Origin of the sequence: Stenotrophomonas sp. 278, from assembly GCF_003935715.1 — a bacterium.
Taxonomy (GTDB): Bacteria; Pseudomonadota; Gammaproteobacteria; order Xanthomonadales; family Xanthomonadaceae; genus Stenotrophomonas; species Stenotrophomonas maltophilia_AH.
The window spans coordinates 26,557-42,963 of record NZ_RHPP01000007.1 but is presented as its reverse complement, the minus strand read 5'-3'; the positions used below and the strand labels follow the sequence as shown (position 1 = coordinate 42,963).

At 65.0% G+C, this 16,407-nt stretch carries 15 protein-coding genes; 10 read left to right on the top strand and 5 right to left on the bottom strand.

Features of this window, described 5'->3' with window-relative positions; translation table 11 throughout:
• Window positions 1–117: 117 nt before the first annotated feature.
• From EGJ34_RS02440 to EGJ34_RS02430, 3 genes are all read left to right on the top strand, one after another.
• Complete coding sequence (locus tag EGJ34_RS02440) at window positions 118–1,251, top strand: PAS domain-containing sensor histidine kinase (protein WP_260476877.1); 1,134 nt, start codon at window positions 118–120, stop codon at window positions 1,249–1,251.
• Between the two features lie 72 nt (window positions 1,252–1,323).
• A complete protein-coding gene (locus EGJ34_RS02435; RefSeq protein WP_125358742.1) occupies window positions 1,324–2,520 on the top strand; it encodes a molybdopterin molybdotransferase MoeA in 1,197 nt (398 codons plus the stop codon).
• 171 nt (window positions 2,521–2,691) lie between these two features.
• A complete protein-coding gene (locus EGJ34_RS02430; protein WP_260476876.1) occupies window positions 2,692–5,094 on the top strand; it encodes a PAS domain-containing sensor histidine kinase in 2,403 nt (800 codons plus the stop codon).
• Between the two features lie 147 nt (window positions 5,095–5,241).
• On the opposite strand, the gene EGJ34_RS02425 is transcribed toward EGJ34_RS02430, so the two are convergent.
• Window positions 5,242–5,925, bottom strand: a complete 684-nt coding sequence (locus EGJ34_RS02425; RefSeq protein WP_125358739.1) for a ChrR family anti-sigma-E factor — start codon at window positions 5,923–5,925, stop codon at window positions 5,242–5,244.
• Window positions 5,925–6,545, bottom strand: a complete 621-nt coding sequence (locus EGJ34_RS02420; RefSeq protein ID WP_125358736.1) for a sigma-70 family RNA polymerase sigma factor — start codon at window positions 6,543–6,545, stop codon at window positions 5,925–5,927. Before EGJ34_RS02420 ends, EGJ34_RS02425 begins: the two co-directional genes overlap by 1 nt.
• A gap of 137 nt (window positions 6,546–6,682) precedes the next feature.
• Here EGJ34_RS02420 and EGJ34_RS02415 point away from each other — a divergent pair, with 137 nt between their 5' ends.
• Genes EGJ34_RS02415 through EGJ34_RS02385 form a run of 7 tightly spaced genes read left to right on the top strand, consistent with a single transcriptional unit; the run spans window position 6,683 to window position 13,333 of the window.
• The gene (locus tag EGJ34_RS02415) at window positions 6,683–7,633 is read left to right on the top strand and encodes an acyl-CoA desaturase (protein WP_125358733.1); all 951 of its coding nucleotides are present in this window, start codon (window positions 6,683–6,685) and stop codon (window positions 7,631–7,633) included.
• Between the two features lie 2 nt (window positions 7,634–7,635).
• Window positions 7,636–8,913 (top strand): FAD-dependent oxidoreductase, encoded by a 1,278-nt coding sequence (locus tag EGJ34_RS02410; RefSeq protein ID WP_125358789.1) that lies wholly within the window; start codon window positions 7,636–7,638, stop codon window positions 8,911–8,913.
• Window positions 8,910–9,677: a DUF1365 domain-containing protein gene (locus tag EGJ34_RS02405; RefSeq protein WP_125358730.1), complete on the top strand. Its 768-nt coding sequence runs from the start codon at window positions 8,910–8,912 to the stop codon at window positions 9,675–9,677. Before EGJ34_RS02410 ends, EGJ34_RS02405 begins: the two co-directional genes overlap by 4 nt.
• Window positions 9,674–10,939: a cyclopropane-fatty-acyl-phospholipid synthase family protein gene (locus EGJ34_RS02400; protein ID WP_125358727.1), complete on the top strand. Its 1,266-nt coding sequence runs from the start codon at window positions 9,674–9,676 to the stop codon at window positions 10,937–10,939. The genes EGJ34_RS02405 and EGJ34_RS02400 overlap by 4 nt, the downstream gene beginning before the upstream one ends.
• Window positions 10,936–11,721: a DUF1295 domain-containing protein gene (locus EGJ34_RS02395; RefSeq protein WP_125358724.1), complete on the top strand. Its 786-nt coding sequence runs from the start codon at window positions 10,936–10,938 to the stop codon at window positions 11,719–11,721. The genes EGJ34_RS02400 and EGJ34_RS02395 overlap by 4 nt, the downstream gene beginning before the upstream one ends.
• On the top strand, window positions 11,718–12,788 hold the full coding sequence (locus EGJ34_RS02390) for a class I SAM-dependent methyltransferase (RefSeq protein WP_125358721.1): 1,071 nt from the start codon (window positions 11,718–11,720) through the stop codon (window positions 12,786–12,788). Before EGJ34_RS02395 ends, EGJ34_RS02390 begins: the two co-directional genes overlap by 4 nt.
• An 11-nt stretch (window positions 12,789–12,799) precedes the next feature.
• The gene (locus EGJ34_RS02385; RefSeq protein ID WP_125358718.1) at window positions 12,800–13,333 is read left to right on the top strand and encodes a lipocalin family protein; all 534 of its coding nucleotides are present in this window, start codon (window positions 12,800–12,802) and stop codon (window positions 13,331–13,333) included.
• 258 nt (window positions 13,334–13,591) lie between these two features.
• On the opposite strand, the gene EGJ34_RS02380 is transcribed toward EGJ34_RS02385, so the two are convergent.
• The 3 genes from EGJ34_RS02380 to EGJ34_RS02370 form a co-directional block, all read right to left on the bottom strand.
• Window positions 13,592–13,834: a hypothetical protein gene (locus EGJ34_RS02380; RefSeq protein ID WP_125358715.1), complete on the bottom strand. Its 243-nt coding sequence runs from the start codon at window positions 13,832–13,834 to the stop codon at window positions 13,592–13,594.
• A 13-nt stretch (window positions 13,835–13,847) separates the two neighbouring features.
• The gene (locus tag EGJ34_RS02375) at window positions 13,848–14,177 is read right to left on the bottom strand and encodes a hypothetical protein (RefSeq protein WP_125358712.1); all 330 of its coding nucleotides are present in this window, start codon (window positions 14,175–14,177) and stop codon (window positions 13,848–13,850) included.
• Between the two features lie 912 nt (window positions 14,178–15,089).
• Window positions 15,090–15,899, bottom strand: coding sequence for a hypothetical protein (locus EGJ34_RS02370; RefSeq protein WP_125358709.1), 810 nt, complete (start codon window positions 15,897–15,899; stop codon window positions 15,090–15,092).
• Window positions 15,900–16,407 lie beyond the last annotated feature (508 nt).

Genomic DNA, 16,407 nt, shown 5'->3' with positions numbered 1-16,407 from the left:
AGAACTCACCGAATCGATGCGCGGATACGGCAAATATCCCGGTTCCACTCCGCTTGCCCGTAGACCCGCCGCCCGGGCTGCTTTACTGTCCAACCAAGGCCTGGGGAGGACAACGCCTTGCTCGAAGAGCGCACAAACGACCTGTTGAACGACGAGGCACGGCAGTTTTCACTGCTGCTGAACTCGGTCACCGACTACGCCATTTACATGCTCGACACCCAGGGGGTCATCCGCACGTGGAATCCGGGTGGGCGCCGCATCAAGGGCTACACGGCCCGCGAAGTGGTGGGCACCAACTTCTCCCGCTTCTATCTGCCGGAAGACGTCGAGGCCGGCCTCCCCGAACGCAACCTGCGCACCGCTGCCCAGGAAGGCCGCTATGTGGGTGAAGGCTGGCGCGTGCGCAAGGATGGCTCGCGCTTCCGCGCCAGCGTGGTGATCGACCCGATCCGGGTGGACGGGGAGCTGATCGGCTACGCCAAGGTCACCCGTGACGTCACCGAACGACACGTGGCCCAGCAGCGTCTGCAGGAAGCCCAGACCAACCTGCTGCAGGCACAGAAGCTGGAGGCCATCGGCAAGTTCACCCTGGGCATGGCCCACGATTTCAACAACCTGCTGACCGTCATCATCAACTGCCAGGATCTGCTGGGGGCCAAGGTGCAGGACGAAGGGTCGGCCAAGCTGGTCGATACCACCCTGCGCGCGGCCGAGCGCGGTGCCCTGCTCACCCGGCAGCTGCTCAGCTTCGCCCGCGGCCAGGCGCTGGCCCCGGAGCGCCTGGACCTGAGCGCTGTGATGCGCGAATGCGAAGGCGTGCTGCGCCGTTCCGCCGGCGATGCCATCACGCTGGAACTGGACCTGGCCGACGACTTGCCGCACTGCTCCGTTGACCGCACCCAGCTGGAAACCGCTGTGTTGAACCTGGTCTGCAACAGCCGCGATGCAATGAACGAGGCCGGGCACATCTGCATCCACACCGCCCTGCAGTTCACCCAGGACCCGGCCCGGCCCGAGCAGCCCCCAACGGCCTTCGTGCGGTTGTCAGTGCACGACAACGGCCCCGGCATTCCGCAAGAACAGCAGGCACGCGTGTTCGAACCATTCTTCACCACCAAGCCCATCGGCAAAGGCAGTGGACTGGGCCTCAGCCAGGTATTCGGCTTCACCGCACAGTCGGATGGCTTCACCCGCCTGATCAGTGAACCCGGTCACGGAACGTGCGTGGAGCTGTATTTTCCGGCCGTGTGAAGGCCGTTTCATCAACTCACGCTCACATCGCACAAGGTATCTCTGGCTCACTCCAAGGTGGGGTGATCGGCGATGCAGTCACTGATCAGCGTGGATGAAGCCACCCACGCCGTACATGCACAACCCCGTGTTCGCGCCAACGAATCGGTGCCGCTGCCTGAAGCAGTGGGCCGGGTGCTGGCCGACGAGGTCATGGCCGAGCGCGCGCACCCGCCGTTCGACCGCGTCACCATGGACGGCATCGCCACGCGCTGGTTGCCGGTGATGCCCGCCGTGCTGCGTGTAGCCGGTGCGCAGACCCCCGGCGGCTACGGCCAGGCACTCAGGGAAGCCGATACCTGCATCGAAGTCGCCAGCGGCGCGCTGCTGCCGGACGGCTGTGACTGCGTGATTCCGATCGAGCATCTGGTGCGCAATGCACAGGGCTACAGCCTGGCCCCGGCCGCCAGCCCCAGCCGCGGGCAGTTCATCCATCGCCAGGGCGCGGACTGCCCAGGCGACGCGGTCGTGCTGGAAGCCGGCGTCCGCATAGGACCACCGCAGATGGCCGTGCTGGCGGCCAACGGCGTGGCCACGGTGAACACGGTGCGGCTGCCCACCGTGGCCATCGTCACCACCGGCGATGCGCTGCTGGACGTCGCCGCACCGCTGCATCCCGCGCGGATCAGGCGCTGCAGCGACCTGGCCATGATGGCCGCGCTGCAGGCGGCAGGTCTGGGCCTTCCCACCCTGCAGCCGTTGTCGGACGATCCGGACGTGCTGGGAGCCACCCTGTCCCGCCTGCTGCAGAGCCACGACGTGCTGGTGCTGTCCGGCGGGGTCACCCTGGGACAGCGCGACTATCTGCCCACCACCCTGGAAAGCGTGGGCGTACGCTGCGTCTTCCAGGGCGTGGCGCAGCAGCCTGGACGCGCCATGTGGTTTGGCGTAGGGCCGAACGCGCAGCGGGTCTTCGCGCTGCCGGGTAATCCGTACTCGGCGCTGGTGTGCATGGCGCGCTATGTGCGCCCGGCGTTGCTCTCGGGCATGGGTGTATCGGTGGTGGCCTGCGAGCAGGTGCGGCTGGCTGCTGCCGTCCCCGCGCACGTGCTGACCCAGTTCGTGGCCGTGCGCCTGCGGCGCGAGCCCGGCGGCGAGATGCTGGCCCAACCTTTGCCCCCACGCAGCAACGCCGATGTCACCACCCTGGCGGCCACCGACGGCTTCGTCGAGGTACCCGCCGGGCTGGCCTGCGAAGTCGGCCACGCATTGCCCCTCTACCGCTGGTGACACACCCCCTTCACCCCATCACCACGACAATTATCCGAAGAGCCGCATCCCGGTAGAGCCACGCCCTGCGTGGCTTCAACCCACCCGCCCGTAGTGACACGCCCTGCGTGTCATCAATACACTGGACCCGCCGGGAACCATGCATCGCCCGCCCAACAGCTCGAGCTCCCTTTGACCGCGCCCCAAACGCCCGACCCCCGCAGCGAACGCGCCACCGAAAGCGTCAACATGGCGCTGGCCGCCGGTGCCATTGTCGGCACCTGGTTCTGGGACGTCGCCAACGACCGCCTCACCATTGACGAAGCCCTGGCCCGCGCGTTCGGCCTGGACCCGGACATCGCCCACAGCACGCTGCGTCTGAACGAGGTGATGGGCGCGGTCCATCCCGACGACCGACCCGGGCTCGCCGCCGCGATCAACGCCGCCGTCCAGCACGGCGGCCGCTTCGCCCACCAGTACCGCACCCGCAGCGAAGACGGCGGCTACCACTGGCTGGAACGCATCGGCCGGGTGGACCTGGATGCCAGTGGACGCCCGACCGGCTTCCCGGGCGTAATCATCGACATCAGCGAACGCCGCCGCTTCGAGCGCGAGCGCGATGACGCCCAGCAGCTGCTGCGGTCTTTCGTCGAGGCCGCGCCCGGCGTGGTGTATGCCAAGGACCGCCAAGGCAGGATTCTGATCGGCAACCGGGGCACGACCGATCTGATCGGGCTGCCGCCAGACCAGTACGTCGGCCGCACTGACGCCGAACTGTTGAACGACGCCGTGCAGGCCGCCGCCGTGATGGCGACCGACGAGCGCATCATGAGCAGCGGCCAGTCCGAACAGGTGGAGGAAGAAGTCAGCTTCCCCGACGGCCGCCGCGCCCATTGGCTCTCCACCAAGTCGCCTCTGCGCGACGCAGCGGGAGCCGTGGTCGGGCTGGTCGGCACCTCGCTGGACATCACCGACCGCAAATCCGCCCAGGATGCGCATCGGGAAATCGAGGAGCGTTACCGCCTCGCCGCCCAGGCGACCAATGATGCGATCTGGGACTGGCGCATCAGCGACGGCCAGGTGATCTGGAACGAAGCGCTGGGTAGCCTGTTCGGTCACGAAACCAGCGAAACCACGGCGGCGTGGTGGCTCGACCATATCCACCCGGATGATCGCGGGCGCATTGACCGCGACATTCATGCGGTCGTTGAAGGCCATGGCAGCAGCTGGAGTGACGAATACCGCTTCCGGCGCTTTGATGGCAGCTACGCCACCGTGTTCGACCGCGGCGCGGTCCTGCGCAATGCCGACGGCCAACCGGTACGGATGATCGGGGCCATGCTCGACCTGTCCGAGCGCTATGCCGCCGAGGCACGCCTGAAGGAACTGAACGAACAACTGGAAAGCCGCGTCCGCGAGGAAGTGGCTGAGCGTCTGCGGGTGGAAGAGGCCCTGCGCCAGAGCCAGAAGATGGAAGCCGTGGGCCACCTCACCGGCGGCATCGCGCACGACTTCAACAATATGCTGGCCACGGTGATCGGCCCGCTTGATCTGCTGGAAGCCCGCTTGGCTGGCAGCGATCCGCGCGCCGCACGCTACATCGAGATGGCAATGGACAGCGCCACGCGCGCGGCCCAGCTGACCCAGCGCCTATTGGCGTTCTCACGGCAGCAGCCGCTGCAGCCTACCGCGGTTGACACCAACAAGCTGGTGGCCGGCATGAGCGACCTGCTGGTGCGCTCGCTCGGCAGCAGCGTGCAGCTTGAAACCGTGCTGGCCGGCGGATTGTGGTGGACCCATGCCGACCCCAACCAGCTGGAGAACGTGATTCTCAACCTGGCCGTGAATGCACGCGACGCCATGCCCGGTGGCGGGCGGCTGAAGGTGGAAACCTCGAACTGTGCCATTGCGTCCAGCTTTGACGAAACCCATCCCGGCGTGGCCCCGGGCGAGTATGTGCTGATCGCCGTGTCCGACACCGGCAGCGGCATGCCGCCCGAGGTGCTGGCCAAGGCATTCGATCCGTTCTACACCACCAAGGATGTCGGCCAGGGCACGGGGTTGGGGCTGTCGCAGGTATATGGCTTCGTGCAGCAGAGCGCGGGCCAGGTGAAGCTGTGTTCGGACGTGGGGATGGGTACCACGGTGAAGGTCTACCTGCCCAGGCTGCAGGCCGAGCGCGAGCCGGCGCCTGCGGTTGAACCGCGAACGGCTCCGTTACCCGGTGGTGGCCAGGAACTGATTCTGGTGGTCGACGATGAGCCGCTGGTGCGTCAGTTCTCGGTGGAAGCGTTGACCGAGCTGGGCTACCAGGTGCTGGCGGCCGAGGGGGCGGCGGCAGCGCTGGAGCTGATGGATATGCATCCCCGCATCGACCTGCTGTTTACCGACGTGGTAATGCCGGAGGTCAACGGGCGGCAGCTGGCGGATCAGGCGCTGGCGCGCCGGTCGGATCTGAAGGTGTTGTTTACCACCGGCAACAGTCGCAACGCGCTGGTCGATGAGGGGGTGCTGGATGAGAATGTGCACCTCATTGGAAAGCCGTTTACGGTTTCGGAACTGGCGACGCGTGTTCGGGCGGCGTTGAACGCGTGAGGCATTGACGCGCATGGCGCGTCACTACGCGACCCCGACCTGTAGTGACACGCCATGCGTGTCATACGTAAACCATCAGAAAAGAATGGGCGGCACCGGCACCTGATTGCCTGCCGGTGCCGCCTCTCCTCCGGCGTCTCCCCCGCCTTACAACTGTACGAATCGTTGCAGCTTGCGCGCGAGCCAACCGCTGAACACCAACGGCGCATCCAATGCGGAAACACAGATACAGGGAACGCCCGGTGCGGTCACCGGTTGATGCTCGACATCTTCGTCAAGGTCGGCTACATCGCCGGCCGCGAACAGGCCCAGCGCGTCGTTGTACGACCCCTGCAGCACCTGGGTGAGCTCGCTGCCTCCATGGCTGTGCAGCGGCAGGCTCTTGCCCGGTGCAATTTTCAGCATGATCAACGAAGGCATGTCGCGGGCGCGTGTGCAATACATGCCCGGACCGATCCACTTCCAACGCACCGTGCTCAACCGCTCTCCAAAGTAAGGCTGCAACGCGGCTGGCAGGCGATCAGGATCACCGCCGTCGCGCAACGGCGCAGGAGCTGCATGCAAGGCGGTAACCTTGCCCGCCTCCACACCCGCCTCACTTCCCAGTCGCGCGAGCATCACATCGCGCAGCGCCTCGCGCTCTGCTGAAGGAGCTTCCGGCTGGGTCTGCTCCAGCAACGCAGCGCCAATCGCCTCCGCCGCGCGCAGCCGTTGTCGGCACTCCGCGCAGCGCTCCAGATGCGCGCTGGCGACCACGGCCAAGGGGGCCGACAACGCACCGGCCGCCAGGCTCATGAGGGTCGCGTCATCCAGATGATGGTGCGGACGCATCAGCCGGCCCCCACTTTTGACTGCAGCTGCAGGAACGCGCGCCGCAGGTGTGACTTCACCGTACCCAGCGGCATACCCAGCGCCTGTGCGATCTCGCCATGGCTCTTGGCTTCGAAATACGACATGCGCACCAGCCGTGCCTGCACCGCCGGCAGCTCCTGGATGCGCTGGCGCAGGCGGGCGTCGTCGGCAAACTGCTCGGCGCTGGTGCGCTCGGGCACGTCCTGCTCGGCGGCCTGCTCCACCACGGCCTGCGCCTGCACCCAGCCGCGCTCGTGGCGCACCCGGTCAATGTGCAGGTTGCGTGCGATGCGGAACAACCAGGTGCTCAGCGCGCTCTGCGCCGGGTTGAAGTGGTCGGCATGCAGCCACAAGCGCAGCAGGCTTTCCTGCGCCAGTTCCTCGCCGATGCCATCCGGTGCGCCCAAGCCGCGCAGATACACGCACAGGCGCGGCATGAAATAGTCGTAGATACGCATGAAACACTCGCGGTCGCGGAACTGCGCCACGCCGGCCATGTCGCCGGCCCAGTTGATGGGGTCGCTCGTCGGCTGTGGCGAAGCTGACGCCATGCGGGCGGTCTCGAAGCAGGTGGTCGCGTTGTTGCGCTCAGAGTACATCGGCGGCGGGGGCGGTCAAGGGCCGGAGATGACCTTCCTACGCACGGTGGCTGCAATTGGATGCAGACCAAAGTCGCATGCATCCAAATGCCGCTGCCGTGCGTAGAACAGTTACGCACTCCACAGGAAGCGCTTTCATGGCCGCTGCGGCACCCCCGGCACGTCGTTCACGCCTGCAACAGACGGTGCGCCGCTGGTTTGACACCGCGTCAGGTGAACCCAGCGTGGATGCCGCGTCTGCACGGCGTGTGGACTGGTTGCGAGCCGTGCCCTTCGTGCTGCTGCATCTGGGCTGTCTGGGCGTTGCCTGGGCAGGTGTGTCGTGGACCGCCGTAGCCGTTGCCGCTTTACTGTACGCCCTGCGGATGTTCGCCATCACCGGCTTCTATCATCGCTATTTCTCACATAGAACTTTCACTACCTCACGCCCGGTGCAGTTTGCATTCGCCGTGATCGGTGCGGCCAGCGTGCAGCGCGGTCCGCTGTGGTGGGCGGCGCACCATCGCCACCACCATCGCCACGCCGACCGGCCGCAGGACCCGCATTCACCCCGCCACGGTGGATTCTGGCGCAGCCACATGGGCTGGTTCCTCACCCGTGAAGCCTTCGTCACGGATTTCAGCCGCATTCCCGACCTGGCACGTTTTCCGGAACTGCGCTGGCTGGACCGGTTCGACACGGTCGTACCGGCGCTGCTCGCGGTCGCGCTGTATGTACTGGGTGAAGCATTGGCGCACTTTGCGCCGTCATTGCACACCAGTGGCGCACAGTTGCTTGTGTGGGGCTTCTTCATCTCCACCGTTGTACTGTTCCACGCAACGGTCACCATCAATTCGCTGGCACACCGTTTTGGCCGGCGCCGTTTCCCCACCCAGGACGACAGTCGCAACAACCTCTGGCTGGCCCTGCTCACCTTTGGCGAAGGCTGGCACAACAACCACCACTTCTTTCCGGGAACGGTTCGGCAGGGCTTCCGCTGGTGGGAAGTCGACATCACCTGGTACGGGCTGCGCGGCATGGCGGCACTGGGCCTGGTCAGCGGTCTGAAGCCGATCCCGGAATGGGTACTGACCAAGGCGAGGTACTGATCATGCGCATCGCGGTCATTGGTTCGGGCATTGCAGGGTTGGCCACCGCCTGGTGGCTGGATGGCGAACATGAAGTCACCCTGTTCGAAGGTGAGGATTATCTCGGGGGGCACACCCACACCCACGACGTAAAAGTTGGGGACCGGCAGATGGCGGTGGACACCGGTTTCATCGTGTTCAATCCGCAGCACTATCCATTGCTCAGCGCGCTGTTCGACGAGCTGGATGTAGCCTCGCAACCTACCACCATGAGCTTCTCGGTACACAGCGAACGCAGTGGCGTGGAGTACAACGCCACCTCGCTGGACGGTTTGTTCTGCCAGCGCCGGAATCTGGTTTCACCTCGCTTCTGGGGCATGCTGCGCGACCTGCGTCGGTTCTATCGCGAAGCACCCGCGCTGCTGGACGAACCCGAAGGCCCCACGTTGGGCCAGTACCTGCGCCGCCACGGCTATCGCCCCGCCTTCGTGCAGGAGCATCTGCTGCCAATGGCGTCGGCGCTGTGGTCTTCGCCCAGCGCGCAGATTCTGGATTTTCCAGCGCGCTATCTGGTCCAGTTCATGGCCAACCACCAGATGCTCCAGATGACCGAGCGTCCCACCTGGCGCGTGGTCAGCGGCGGTTCGGCGCGTTACATCGATGCGCTGCGCAAGCGCTGGCACGTGCGCGAGCGCATCGGCTGCCCGGTGTACCGGGTGGAGCGCACGCAGTGGGGTGCGCTGGTCCATACCCTCACCACGGTGGAGGGCTTCGACCATGTGGTGTTTGCCTGCCACAGTGACGAAGCGCTGGCGATCCTGAAAGATCCCGATCCAGTCGAGCACGAAGTACTGGGGGCCATCCAATACCAGGCCAACCAGGCCGTGCTGCACACCGACGCCAGCCTGCTGCCCCGCAACCGCAAGGCCTGGGCGGCGTGGAACGCGCACATCCCGAACGACACCCGCGCGCCCTGCACGGTCAGCTATTACATGAATGCCCTGCAGGGCCTGCCCGGTGATACGCCGTTGATCGTCACCCTCAACCGCACCGCCGACATCGATCCCTCGAAGATTCTGAAACGCTGCTACTACGCCCACCCGGTTCACGACCACGCGGCCGTGCGTGCACAGGCGCGCTGGGCCGAGGTGCAGGGCCGGCGCAACACCTGGTTTGCCGGCGCGTATTGGGGCTGGGGCTTCCATGAGGACGGCATCCGCAGCGCACGACGGGTTGTGGATGCGCTGCGCGCCGCCACCGCAGGCCAGGAAGAGGTGCCGTGGGAGGTGGCGATCGCATGAGCGCCAGCGCGCTGTATGTCGGGCAGGTCACGCATCGCCGGCACCGGCCGCACGCGCATGCGTTCTCCTACCCGATCGCCCAGCTGCTGATCGACCTGGATGAGCTGCCTACGCTGTTCAGGCGTCGCTGGCTGTGGTCGGTGAACCGTCCAAACCTCGCGCAGTTCAAGCGCAGCGACTTCCTGGGCGATCCGCAGCAGCCGCTGGCCGAGGCCGTGCGCGATCGTGCTGCGGGCGTGCTCGGCTACCGCCCGACCGGGCCGGTGCGCCTGCTGACCCATCTGCGCTACGGCGGCCATGTGTTCAATCCGGTCAGCTACTACTACTGCTACCAGCCCGATGGCGAACAGCTGGACTGCGTGGTTGCCGAGATCACGAACACGCCATGGAAGGAGCGCCATGCCTACGTACTGCCCGTCGCCCAGGCCGAGCAGCACGGGCGTGCCCTGCGCTGGCAGTTCGACAAGGCCTTTCACGTTTCGCCGTTCATGCAGATGGACTGCCGCTACGACTGGCGCTTCACTGCGCCGGGCGACGACCTCAACGTGCACATGCAGGTCTGGCGCGATGGCGAGCGGCAGTTCGATGCCACGCAGCAGCTGCAGCGTCGTCCGCTGGACGGCCCGGGGCTGGCCAAGGTGCTGCTGTGCTACCCATTGATGACACTTCAGGTGGTGGCGGCCATCCACTGGCAGGCGCTGCGGCTGTGGCTGAAGCGCAACCCCGTGTACGACCATCCCACGCTTTCTGGAAAACGTTCATGAGCCAAGTTTCGCCCCGAGTCCACGCCCCGCGCCTGAGCGCGCTCGAAGGCTTTCTGCGCACCCGCCTGCTGGCGCAACTTGCACCGCTGCGTCACGGTAGCCTGCGGGTACGGGACGCAAGGGGTGAGGTCATCCTGGGCGAGGCCGAACACAGCGCCAACACCGTGCACGCCACGGTCACCATCACCGACCCGGCGTTCTACCGCAAGGTTGCCGCACAAGGCAGCGTGGGCGCTGGCCAGTCCTACATCGATGGCGACTGGGAGTGCAGCAACCTGGTCGGGCTGGTGCAGCTGCTGGTGCGTAACCGGCACCTGCTGGACGGCATGGAACGCGGGACGGCGCGCCTGGGCGGTGCCCTGCTCAACCTGTGGAATCAGCTGCGCCGCAATACCCGCGCCGGCAGCCGCCGCAACATTGCCGCGCACTACGACCTTGGCAACGACTTCTTTTCGCTGTTCCTCTCCCCCGACCTGATGTACTCGTCGGCGCTGTTTGCCAGCGAGGATGAAACGCTGGAAGTGGCCTCCACCCGCAAGCTGGACCGCATCTGCCAGCAACTGCGCTTGCAGCCGGGCGACCGCGTGGTGGAGATCGGCACCGGCTGGGGCGGCTTCGCGGTGCATGCGGCCACGCACTATGGCTGCCATGTCACCACCACGACCATCTCCGCAGAGCAGTACGCGCTCGCCCGACAGCGGGTCAAGGCCGCCGGCCTGCAGGACCGGGTCACCGTGCTGATGCGTGACTACCGCGACCTGGAAGGCCAGTACGACAAGCTGGTGTCCATCGAGATGATCGAGGCCATCGGCGCGGAATTCCTGGAGGTCTACTTCGCCACCCTGCAACGGCTGCTCAAGCCCACCGGTCTGGCCCTGCTGCAGGCCATCACCATTGAAGACCACCGCTACGAGCAGGCGCTGCACAGCGTGGATTACATCAAGCGCTTCGTGTTCCCGGGCAGCTTCATTCCCTCGCTCAGCGCCATCGCCCAGGCGAAGACCCGCGCCAGCGACCTGCAGATGATCCAGCAGTTCGACTTCGGCCACTCGTACGCACTTACCCTGCGCGCCTGGCGCAGGCGCTTCATGGCACAGCGGCTGATGGTGCGCGCACAGGGCTTCGACGAACGCTTCATCCGGCTGTGGGAGTTCTACCTGGCGTATTGCGAAGGTGGCTTCCTGGAACGTTCGATCGGCGTTTCGCACCTGTTGCTGGCACGGCCGGCCTATCGTCCACCGCTGGAAGGAGCGCCGTCATGAAACCACTGTGGTGGGTGCTGCTCTACGCCGTCCTGATCATGAGCTGGGGCTGGGCCTGGCAGCGACGGCACCAGAACATCGGGGTGGTCGACGTGTTGTGGGCGAAGGGCGTTGCCGCTGGCGCGCTGTTGCTGGCCTGGCTGGGTGAAGGGGCGCACGCGCCGCGCATCGCGCTTGCGGTGCTGGGCGGGCTTTGGGGAAGCCGGCTCGCGTTGCACCTGTGGCAGCGCGTGCGCCACGAGGCCGAGGACGGACGCTATCAGTACCTGCGTAAGCATTGGGATGGGCATCAGGGCAAGATCTACGGCTTCTTCCTGGCCCAGGCGCTGCTGGTCCTACTGTTCGCCCTGCCCTTCGCCGCCGTGGCCGCCAATCCGCGCGAGGGCTTCAGCGGGTGGATCGCCGCTGCGATTGCGGTGTGGCTGCTCAGCGTGGGTGGCGAGGCACTGGCGGATCGCCAGCTGGCGCGCTTCCGGGCAAACCCGGCCAACAAGGGCCGCACCTGCCGCGATGGGCTGTGGCGCTACAGCCGGCACCCGAACTACTTCTTCGAGTGGCTGCACTGGTTTACCTACGTCCTGCTGGCCGTGGGCTCGCCGCTGGCGTGGCTGGCCTGGAGCGGACCGGTGCTGATGTACATCTTCCTGCGCTACCTGAGCGGGGTGCCTTTCACCGAGAAGCAGGCGCTGCGCAGTCGCGGCGAAGACTACCGCCGCTACCAGGCCAGCACCCCGATGTTCTTCCCCTGGTTCCCACGTCACGCTCCGGAGCAACGCCCATGAACGCCACCGCCAGCCCGCAGGCACCTCACGACGTCGAGCTGGGCCTGACCGGATGGGCCGAGCGCGGCTGGGTGCCCGACCGGGCGCTGCGCTGGGGCATCCGCCGCATGTGTGAACAGCGCCTGCAGGACGAGCTGGCCGGCGGGGCGCACGCGCAGCAGCAGCGTTTCTCGCGCATGCTCAACGAGCTTTCCGGCAGTCCCCTGGCACTGCATGTGGATGAGGCTAACCGCCAGCACTACGAAGTGCCTGCCAGTTTCTTCAAGGCCTGCCTCGGCCCCCGGCTGAAGTACAGCAGCTGCTACTACCCGACCGGCCGGGAAACCCTGGCCCAGGCGGAAGAAGCCATGCTCGCCCTGTACGGTGCCCGCGCCGGCCTGGCGGACGGCCAGGATGTGCTGGAACTGGGCTGCGGCTGGGGCTCGCTGACGCTGTGGATGGCCGAGCGCTTTCCCAACATGCACATCACCGCCGTGTCCAACTCGCGCAGCCAGCGCACGCACATCATGGAGCAGTGCATGCTGCGTGGGCTGCACAACGTGCAGGTGCTCACCCGGGACGTGAACCAGCTGGTGATGCCGGCTGCGTCATTCGACCGCTGCGTGTCGGTCGAGATGTTCGAGCACATGCGCAACTACGAGGCCTTGCTGGGCCGCATTGCCAGCTGGTTGCGGCCAGACGGTGCATTGTTCGTCCACATCTTTGCCCACCGCACCCTGATGTACCCGTTCGAAACGGCCGGGGAATACGACTGGATGGGCCGGCACTTCTTCACCGGTGGGCTGATGCCTGCAGCCGACACCCTGCTGCACTTCCAGCGTGACCTGCAGCTGCAGGACCGCTGGCTGGTGGACGGGACGCACTACGAGAAGACGGCCAACCACTGGCTGGCCAACCAGGACGCGGCCCGGGCCGAGCTGATGCCGATCCTCACACAGACCTACGGTGACGCGGCGGTACTGTGGTGGCAGCGCTGGCGCATGTTCTGGATGGCCTGCGCCGAGCTGTTCGGCTATGACAACGGCCAGCAATGGCTGGTGGCGCATTATCTGTTCCGTCCACGCTGAAGGAGGCTGCCATGCGTCTTTTCACGTTGATTCCCCTGCTCACCGCCGCGCTGCTGGGCAGTGCCTGCAGCGCCCGCGACCTTCCAACCCTGCCGCGCATGGATTCGGTGGATGTACCGCGCTTCATGGGCGACTGGTACGTGATCGCGCATATTCCCACGCGCCCCGAACGCGAGGCGTTCGATGCGGTCGAGAGTTATGCAATGCGATCAGATGGGCGCATCCAGACCACCTTCACCTATCGCAAGGGCAGCTTCCAGGCACCGAAGCGGACCATGAATCCGATTGGGCGGGTGGAGAAGGAAGGTAACGGCGCGGTGTGGGGCATGCAGTTCGTGTGGCCGATCCAGGCCGAATACATCATTTCCTGGCTGGATCCTGGCTACACGCAGACGATAGTCGCCCGCAGCAAGCGCGACCATGTGTGGTACATGGCGCGCACGCCGCAGGTGTCGGACGCGGATTACCAGGCCGCCGTGGCGCGGATCAAGGCGCTGGGGTATGACACCAGCAAGTTGAGGCGGGTGCCGCAGTCGAAGCGGTGATCGGTGACCGGCCGATTGGTGATCCGCCGGTGCTGATGCGATGGTAGAGGCGGTCGCAAGACGCCTGCCGATAACGGTGATCGGCGCTTTAACGCATGGAACCTGCCGGGCCAACGCCTCCGTTCCCGGTCATGCCCCACCGGGCGATACACCGTTATCGGCGGTCGACTGTCGTGCGACCCTACCTGCGTCCACCCGGGTACCCGACCGAACGGGGTAACCAACGCACTCCACCCTGCAGGCTTCTCGGGCGACGCATCACGGTGCAGCCCTGCCTTCCAGCGCCAAACGTACCGCCTGCACGGTATCTCGGCGCAGCACTGTCGCCGCCGCACAATGCGCTACGCCTATGCGGCGCAGGTACCCATTCTCGGCCGCATGACATTGCAGCCTTACATACGCCTCCAGCAGCTCCTCCAGCACGCAGATGGCATCCTCGCGCTCATCCCACGCTGCGCACTGAAAATCCTCGAACAGCCGCAGATCGATATCCAGCTCCATCGCAACCTCCTGTTCAGCGGATGTGATCCGCGTGGATGTCGATGAAGAACAGGCGGCGCTTCACATTGCTGTGGTCCACCGCCAGCACATTCCTGGCTGGCCCAACCAGCGTCAACGTCACCTTGCCGGCGTCGGTTTCCACCATCAACGTGCCACCGCCGCGCCAGCCGATCTCGTTCAACCAGTAGCCGTACAGCACCACCATCGACGGTGGCTCGTCCTGCGGCACGCCCTGGCAGGACAAGGTGATCGGTGCGGCGATGCTGAAGCGCATCAGCGAGCCGTCGTATGGCTCGGTTTCGTTGACATCAGGTTCGGGCGCGTCGGCCCCATGATTCTGCATGACAGTCTCCCTGTAAGAAGCGCCCCTCGCCGGGGTGGCGAGGGGGGTAAGTCGGGAGGTTCGAACCCGTACAAGCAGACGGCGTGGCTATTTCCCCTGTTGAGGGTGTTGTATTAACCACCCTCCCGACGCAGGGACATCAAATGTTACCGCTTGCAGGAGGTTCGAAGCTCCTGCGCCAACCTTGGCCCAGGAGTGCCGTGGAGCAAACCATTATTTTTTCCGCCGCGTCGCACAAAATTGAACATGCTCCTACGTGCGTCGGAATCGGCACGAAATCGTGAGACGACGTTCTCAAAATTTTGCGAAATTTGCGGTTTCCGACAGATCGATGTCGCAAACGAGCCACGCCGCGAAATTGGATGCACGCGAGTGCGCACGCATGGCAAGTGTCACTCCTGACCCATTCGACGCAGGGAGCGTCGGTAGGGTCGCACGACAGTCGACTGCCGATAACGGTTCAACGCCCGGTGGGGCATGAACGCGGAACGAAGGCATTGGCCCGGCGGGGTCCATGCGTTAAGGCACCGATCGCCGTCATCGGCAGGCGTCTTGCGACCGCCTCTACCAAAGCCACAATCCGAACGTGGGAACGTACGGCGTGCATCGGTAGGGTCGCACGACAGTCGACTGCCGATAGCGTTTCAACGACCGGTGGGGCATGAACGCGGAACGAAGGCATTGGCCCGGCGGGGTCCATGCGTTAAGGCACCGATCGCCGTCATCGGCAGGCGTCTTGCGACCGCCTCTACCAACGCCACCGTGCCAACGTAGTTCAAAGTGATGTGCTCCGGTACAGTCGCACGACAGTCGACTGCCGATATCGGTACGACTCCCGGTTGGGCATGACCACGGATCGAAGGCGCTGGCCCAGCGCAGTCCACAGGCTACAGCGCCAATTCCCACCAACCACTAGCCAGGCGGCATACAGGGCCACAACTCAGCACCGCGCAGGCCGGCGCTCTTGATCACCTTTACAACTTCGGCGCTCACGATCATCGCGTTTGCACACGCATTCTCCACCCCGAAGCGCTGGACACTACGAAACAAAGGCAGATCAGGCGGAGAAATCGGAGCCGGGAAGAATCCGCGATTGTGCCAGGGAAAGCGCTCTCTCCCACAGACGTCGCAGCGAATACCATGACCCTCGCCCATCGCGAGCGGGACAGCAGGACCGAGATCAAGCTGAATGATGTCATCCAGTTCTTTCCCCTTGGTGTGCTCGACAGGAAGAGCCCCGATTCCAAATCGGGAAAGATGCTCTTCCCAAACCGGTCGTTGCATGAAGCAGGCTTCCTCTACCCAGTTGAGCTTCAAGAACGCATTTCGACCCCACTTCAACGTGCGTTTGACTCTGAAGGGGGCCACTTGCACTGCGCCTTCGCCACACGTGGAGCAGCACTTACTCATATCGAAAGTCTGCTCGAAGTATGCGAAATCGTCCTCCGGCTGCGGATACCCGCTGGCATGCACGAGTTGAAGAGCGCAGTGAGCAGCGCCATCCACCTCAGCGGGAGTGAATTCGGTCGTGACGGACACCAAGGCGTCCCATATACGAATCAGGTCGCAAACCTCAGTCCATTCTGGCGCGCCCTCAACGACATGACTCACCGCGAACTCACCAACTTCGGGTGCAGCAGGCGCCACCTTCAGCCCAAGGGATACAAGTCTCGCGTTTCGAGCTTCAGTCCATTCAAAGACGAATCGATACTTGATCTTCATGATCAGATGCTATCAAAGTCCCAGAACTTCCGCCCCACCCGCCCCGGCTCGCTCCAGGCCCTGGTAGGGTCGTACGACAGTCGACCGCCGATAACGGTTCAACGCCCGGTGGGGCATCAACATGGAACGGAGGCGTTCGCCCGGTGGAGTCCATGCGTTAAAGCACCGATCACCGTTATCGGCAGGCGTCTTGCGACCGCCTCTACCAAAGCCACAATCCGAAAGTGGGAACGGACGGCGTGCATCGGCAATTCGACGCCCGGGCGCGTGGCGACGCGTTTATCGATGGGGTACGCCAGGGTTACGGTGGCGCGGGTCGTACGACAGTCGACCGCCGATAACGGTTCAACGCCCGGTGGGGCATCAACATGGAACGGAGGCGTTCGCCCGGTGGAGTCCATGCGTTAAAGCACCGATCACCGTTATCGGCAGGCGTCTTGCGACCGCCTCTACCAAAGCCACAATCCGAAAGTGGGAACGGACGGCGTGCATCGGCAATTCGACGCCC

Excerpts from the sequence above, each read along its gene's own strand:
- EGJ34_RS02435 (WP_125358742.1), top strand. The coding sequence starts at position 1,324 with ATGCAGTCACTGATCAGCGTGGATGAAGCCACCCACGCCGTACATGCA.
- EGJ34_RS02425 (WP_125358739.1), bottom strand. The coding sequence starts at position 5,925 with ATGCGTCCGCACCATCATCTGGATGACGCGACCCTCATGAGCCTGGCG.
- EGJ34_RS02420 (WP_125358736.1), bottom strand. The coding sequence starts at position 6,545 with ATGTACTCTGAGCGCAACAACGCGACCACCTGCTTCGAGACCGCCCGC.
- EGJ34_RS02415 (WP_125358733.1), top strand. The coding sequence starts at position 6,683 with ATGGCCGCTGCGGCACCCCCGGCACGTCGTTCACGCCTGCAACAGACG.
- EGJ34_RS02410 (WP_125358789.1), top strand. The coding sequence starts at position 7,636 with ATGCGCATCGCGGTCATTGGTTCGGGCATTGCAGGGTTGGCCACCGCC.
- EGJ34_RS02405 (WP_125358730.1), top strand. The coding sequence starts at position 8,910 with ATGAGCGCCAGCGCGCTGTATGTCGGGCAGGTCACGCATCGCCGGCAC.
- EGJ34_RS02400 (WP_125358727.1), top strand. The coding sequence starts at position 9,674 with ATGAGCCAAGTTTCGCCCCGAGTCCACGCCCCGCGCCTGAGCGCGCTC.
- EGJ34_RS02395 (WP_125358724.1), top strand. The coding sequence starts at position 10,936 with ATGAAACCACTGTGGTGGGTGCTGCTCTACGCCGTCCTGATCATGAGC.
- EGJ34_RS02390 (WP_125358721.1), top strand. The coding sequence starts at position 11,718 with ATGAACGCCACCGCCAGCCCGCAGGCACCTCACGACGTCGAGCTGGGC.
- EGJ34_RS02385 (WP_125358718.1), top strand. The coding sequence starts at position 12,800 with ATGCGTCTTTTCACGTTGATTCCCCTGCTCACCGCCGCGCTGCTGGGC.
- EGJ34_RS02380 (WP_125358715.1), bottom strand. The coding sequence starts at position 13,834 with ATGGAGCTGGATATCGATCTGCGGCTGTTCGAGGATTTTCAGTGCGCA.
- EGJ34_RS02375 (WP_125358712.1), bottom strand. The coding sequence starts at position 14,177 with ATGCAGAATCATGGGGCCGACGCGCCCGAACCTGATGTCAACGAAACC.
- EGJ34_RS02370 (WP_125358709.1), bottom strand. The coding sequence starts at position 15,899 with ATGAAGATCAAGTATCGATTCGTCTTTGAATGGACTGAAGCTCGAAAC.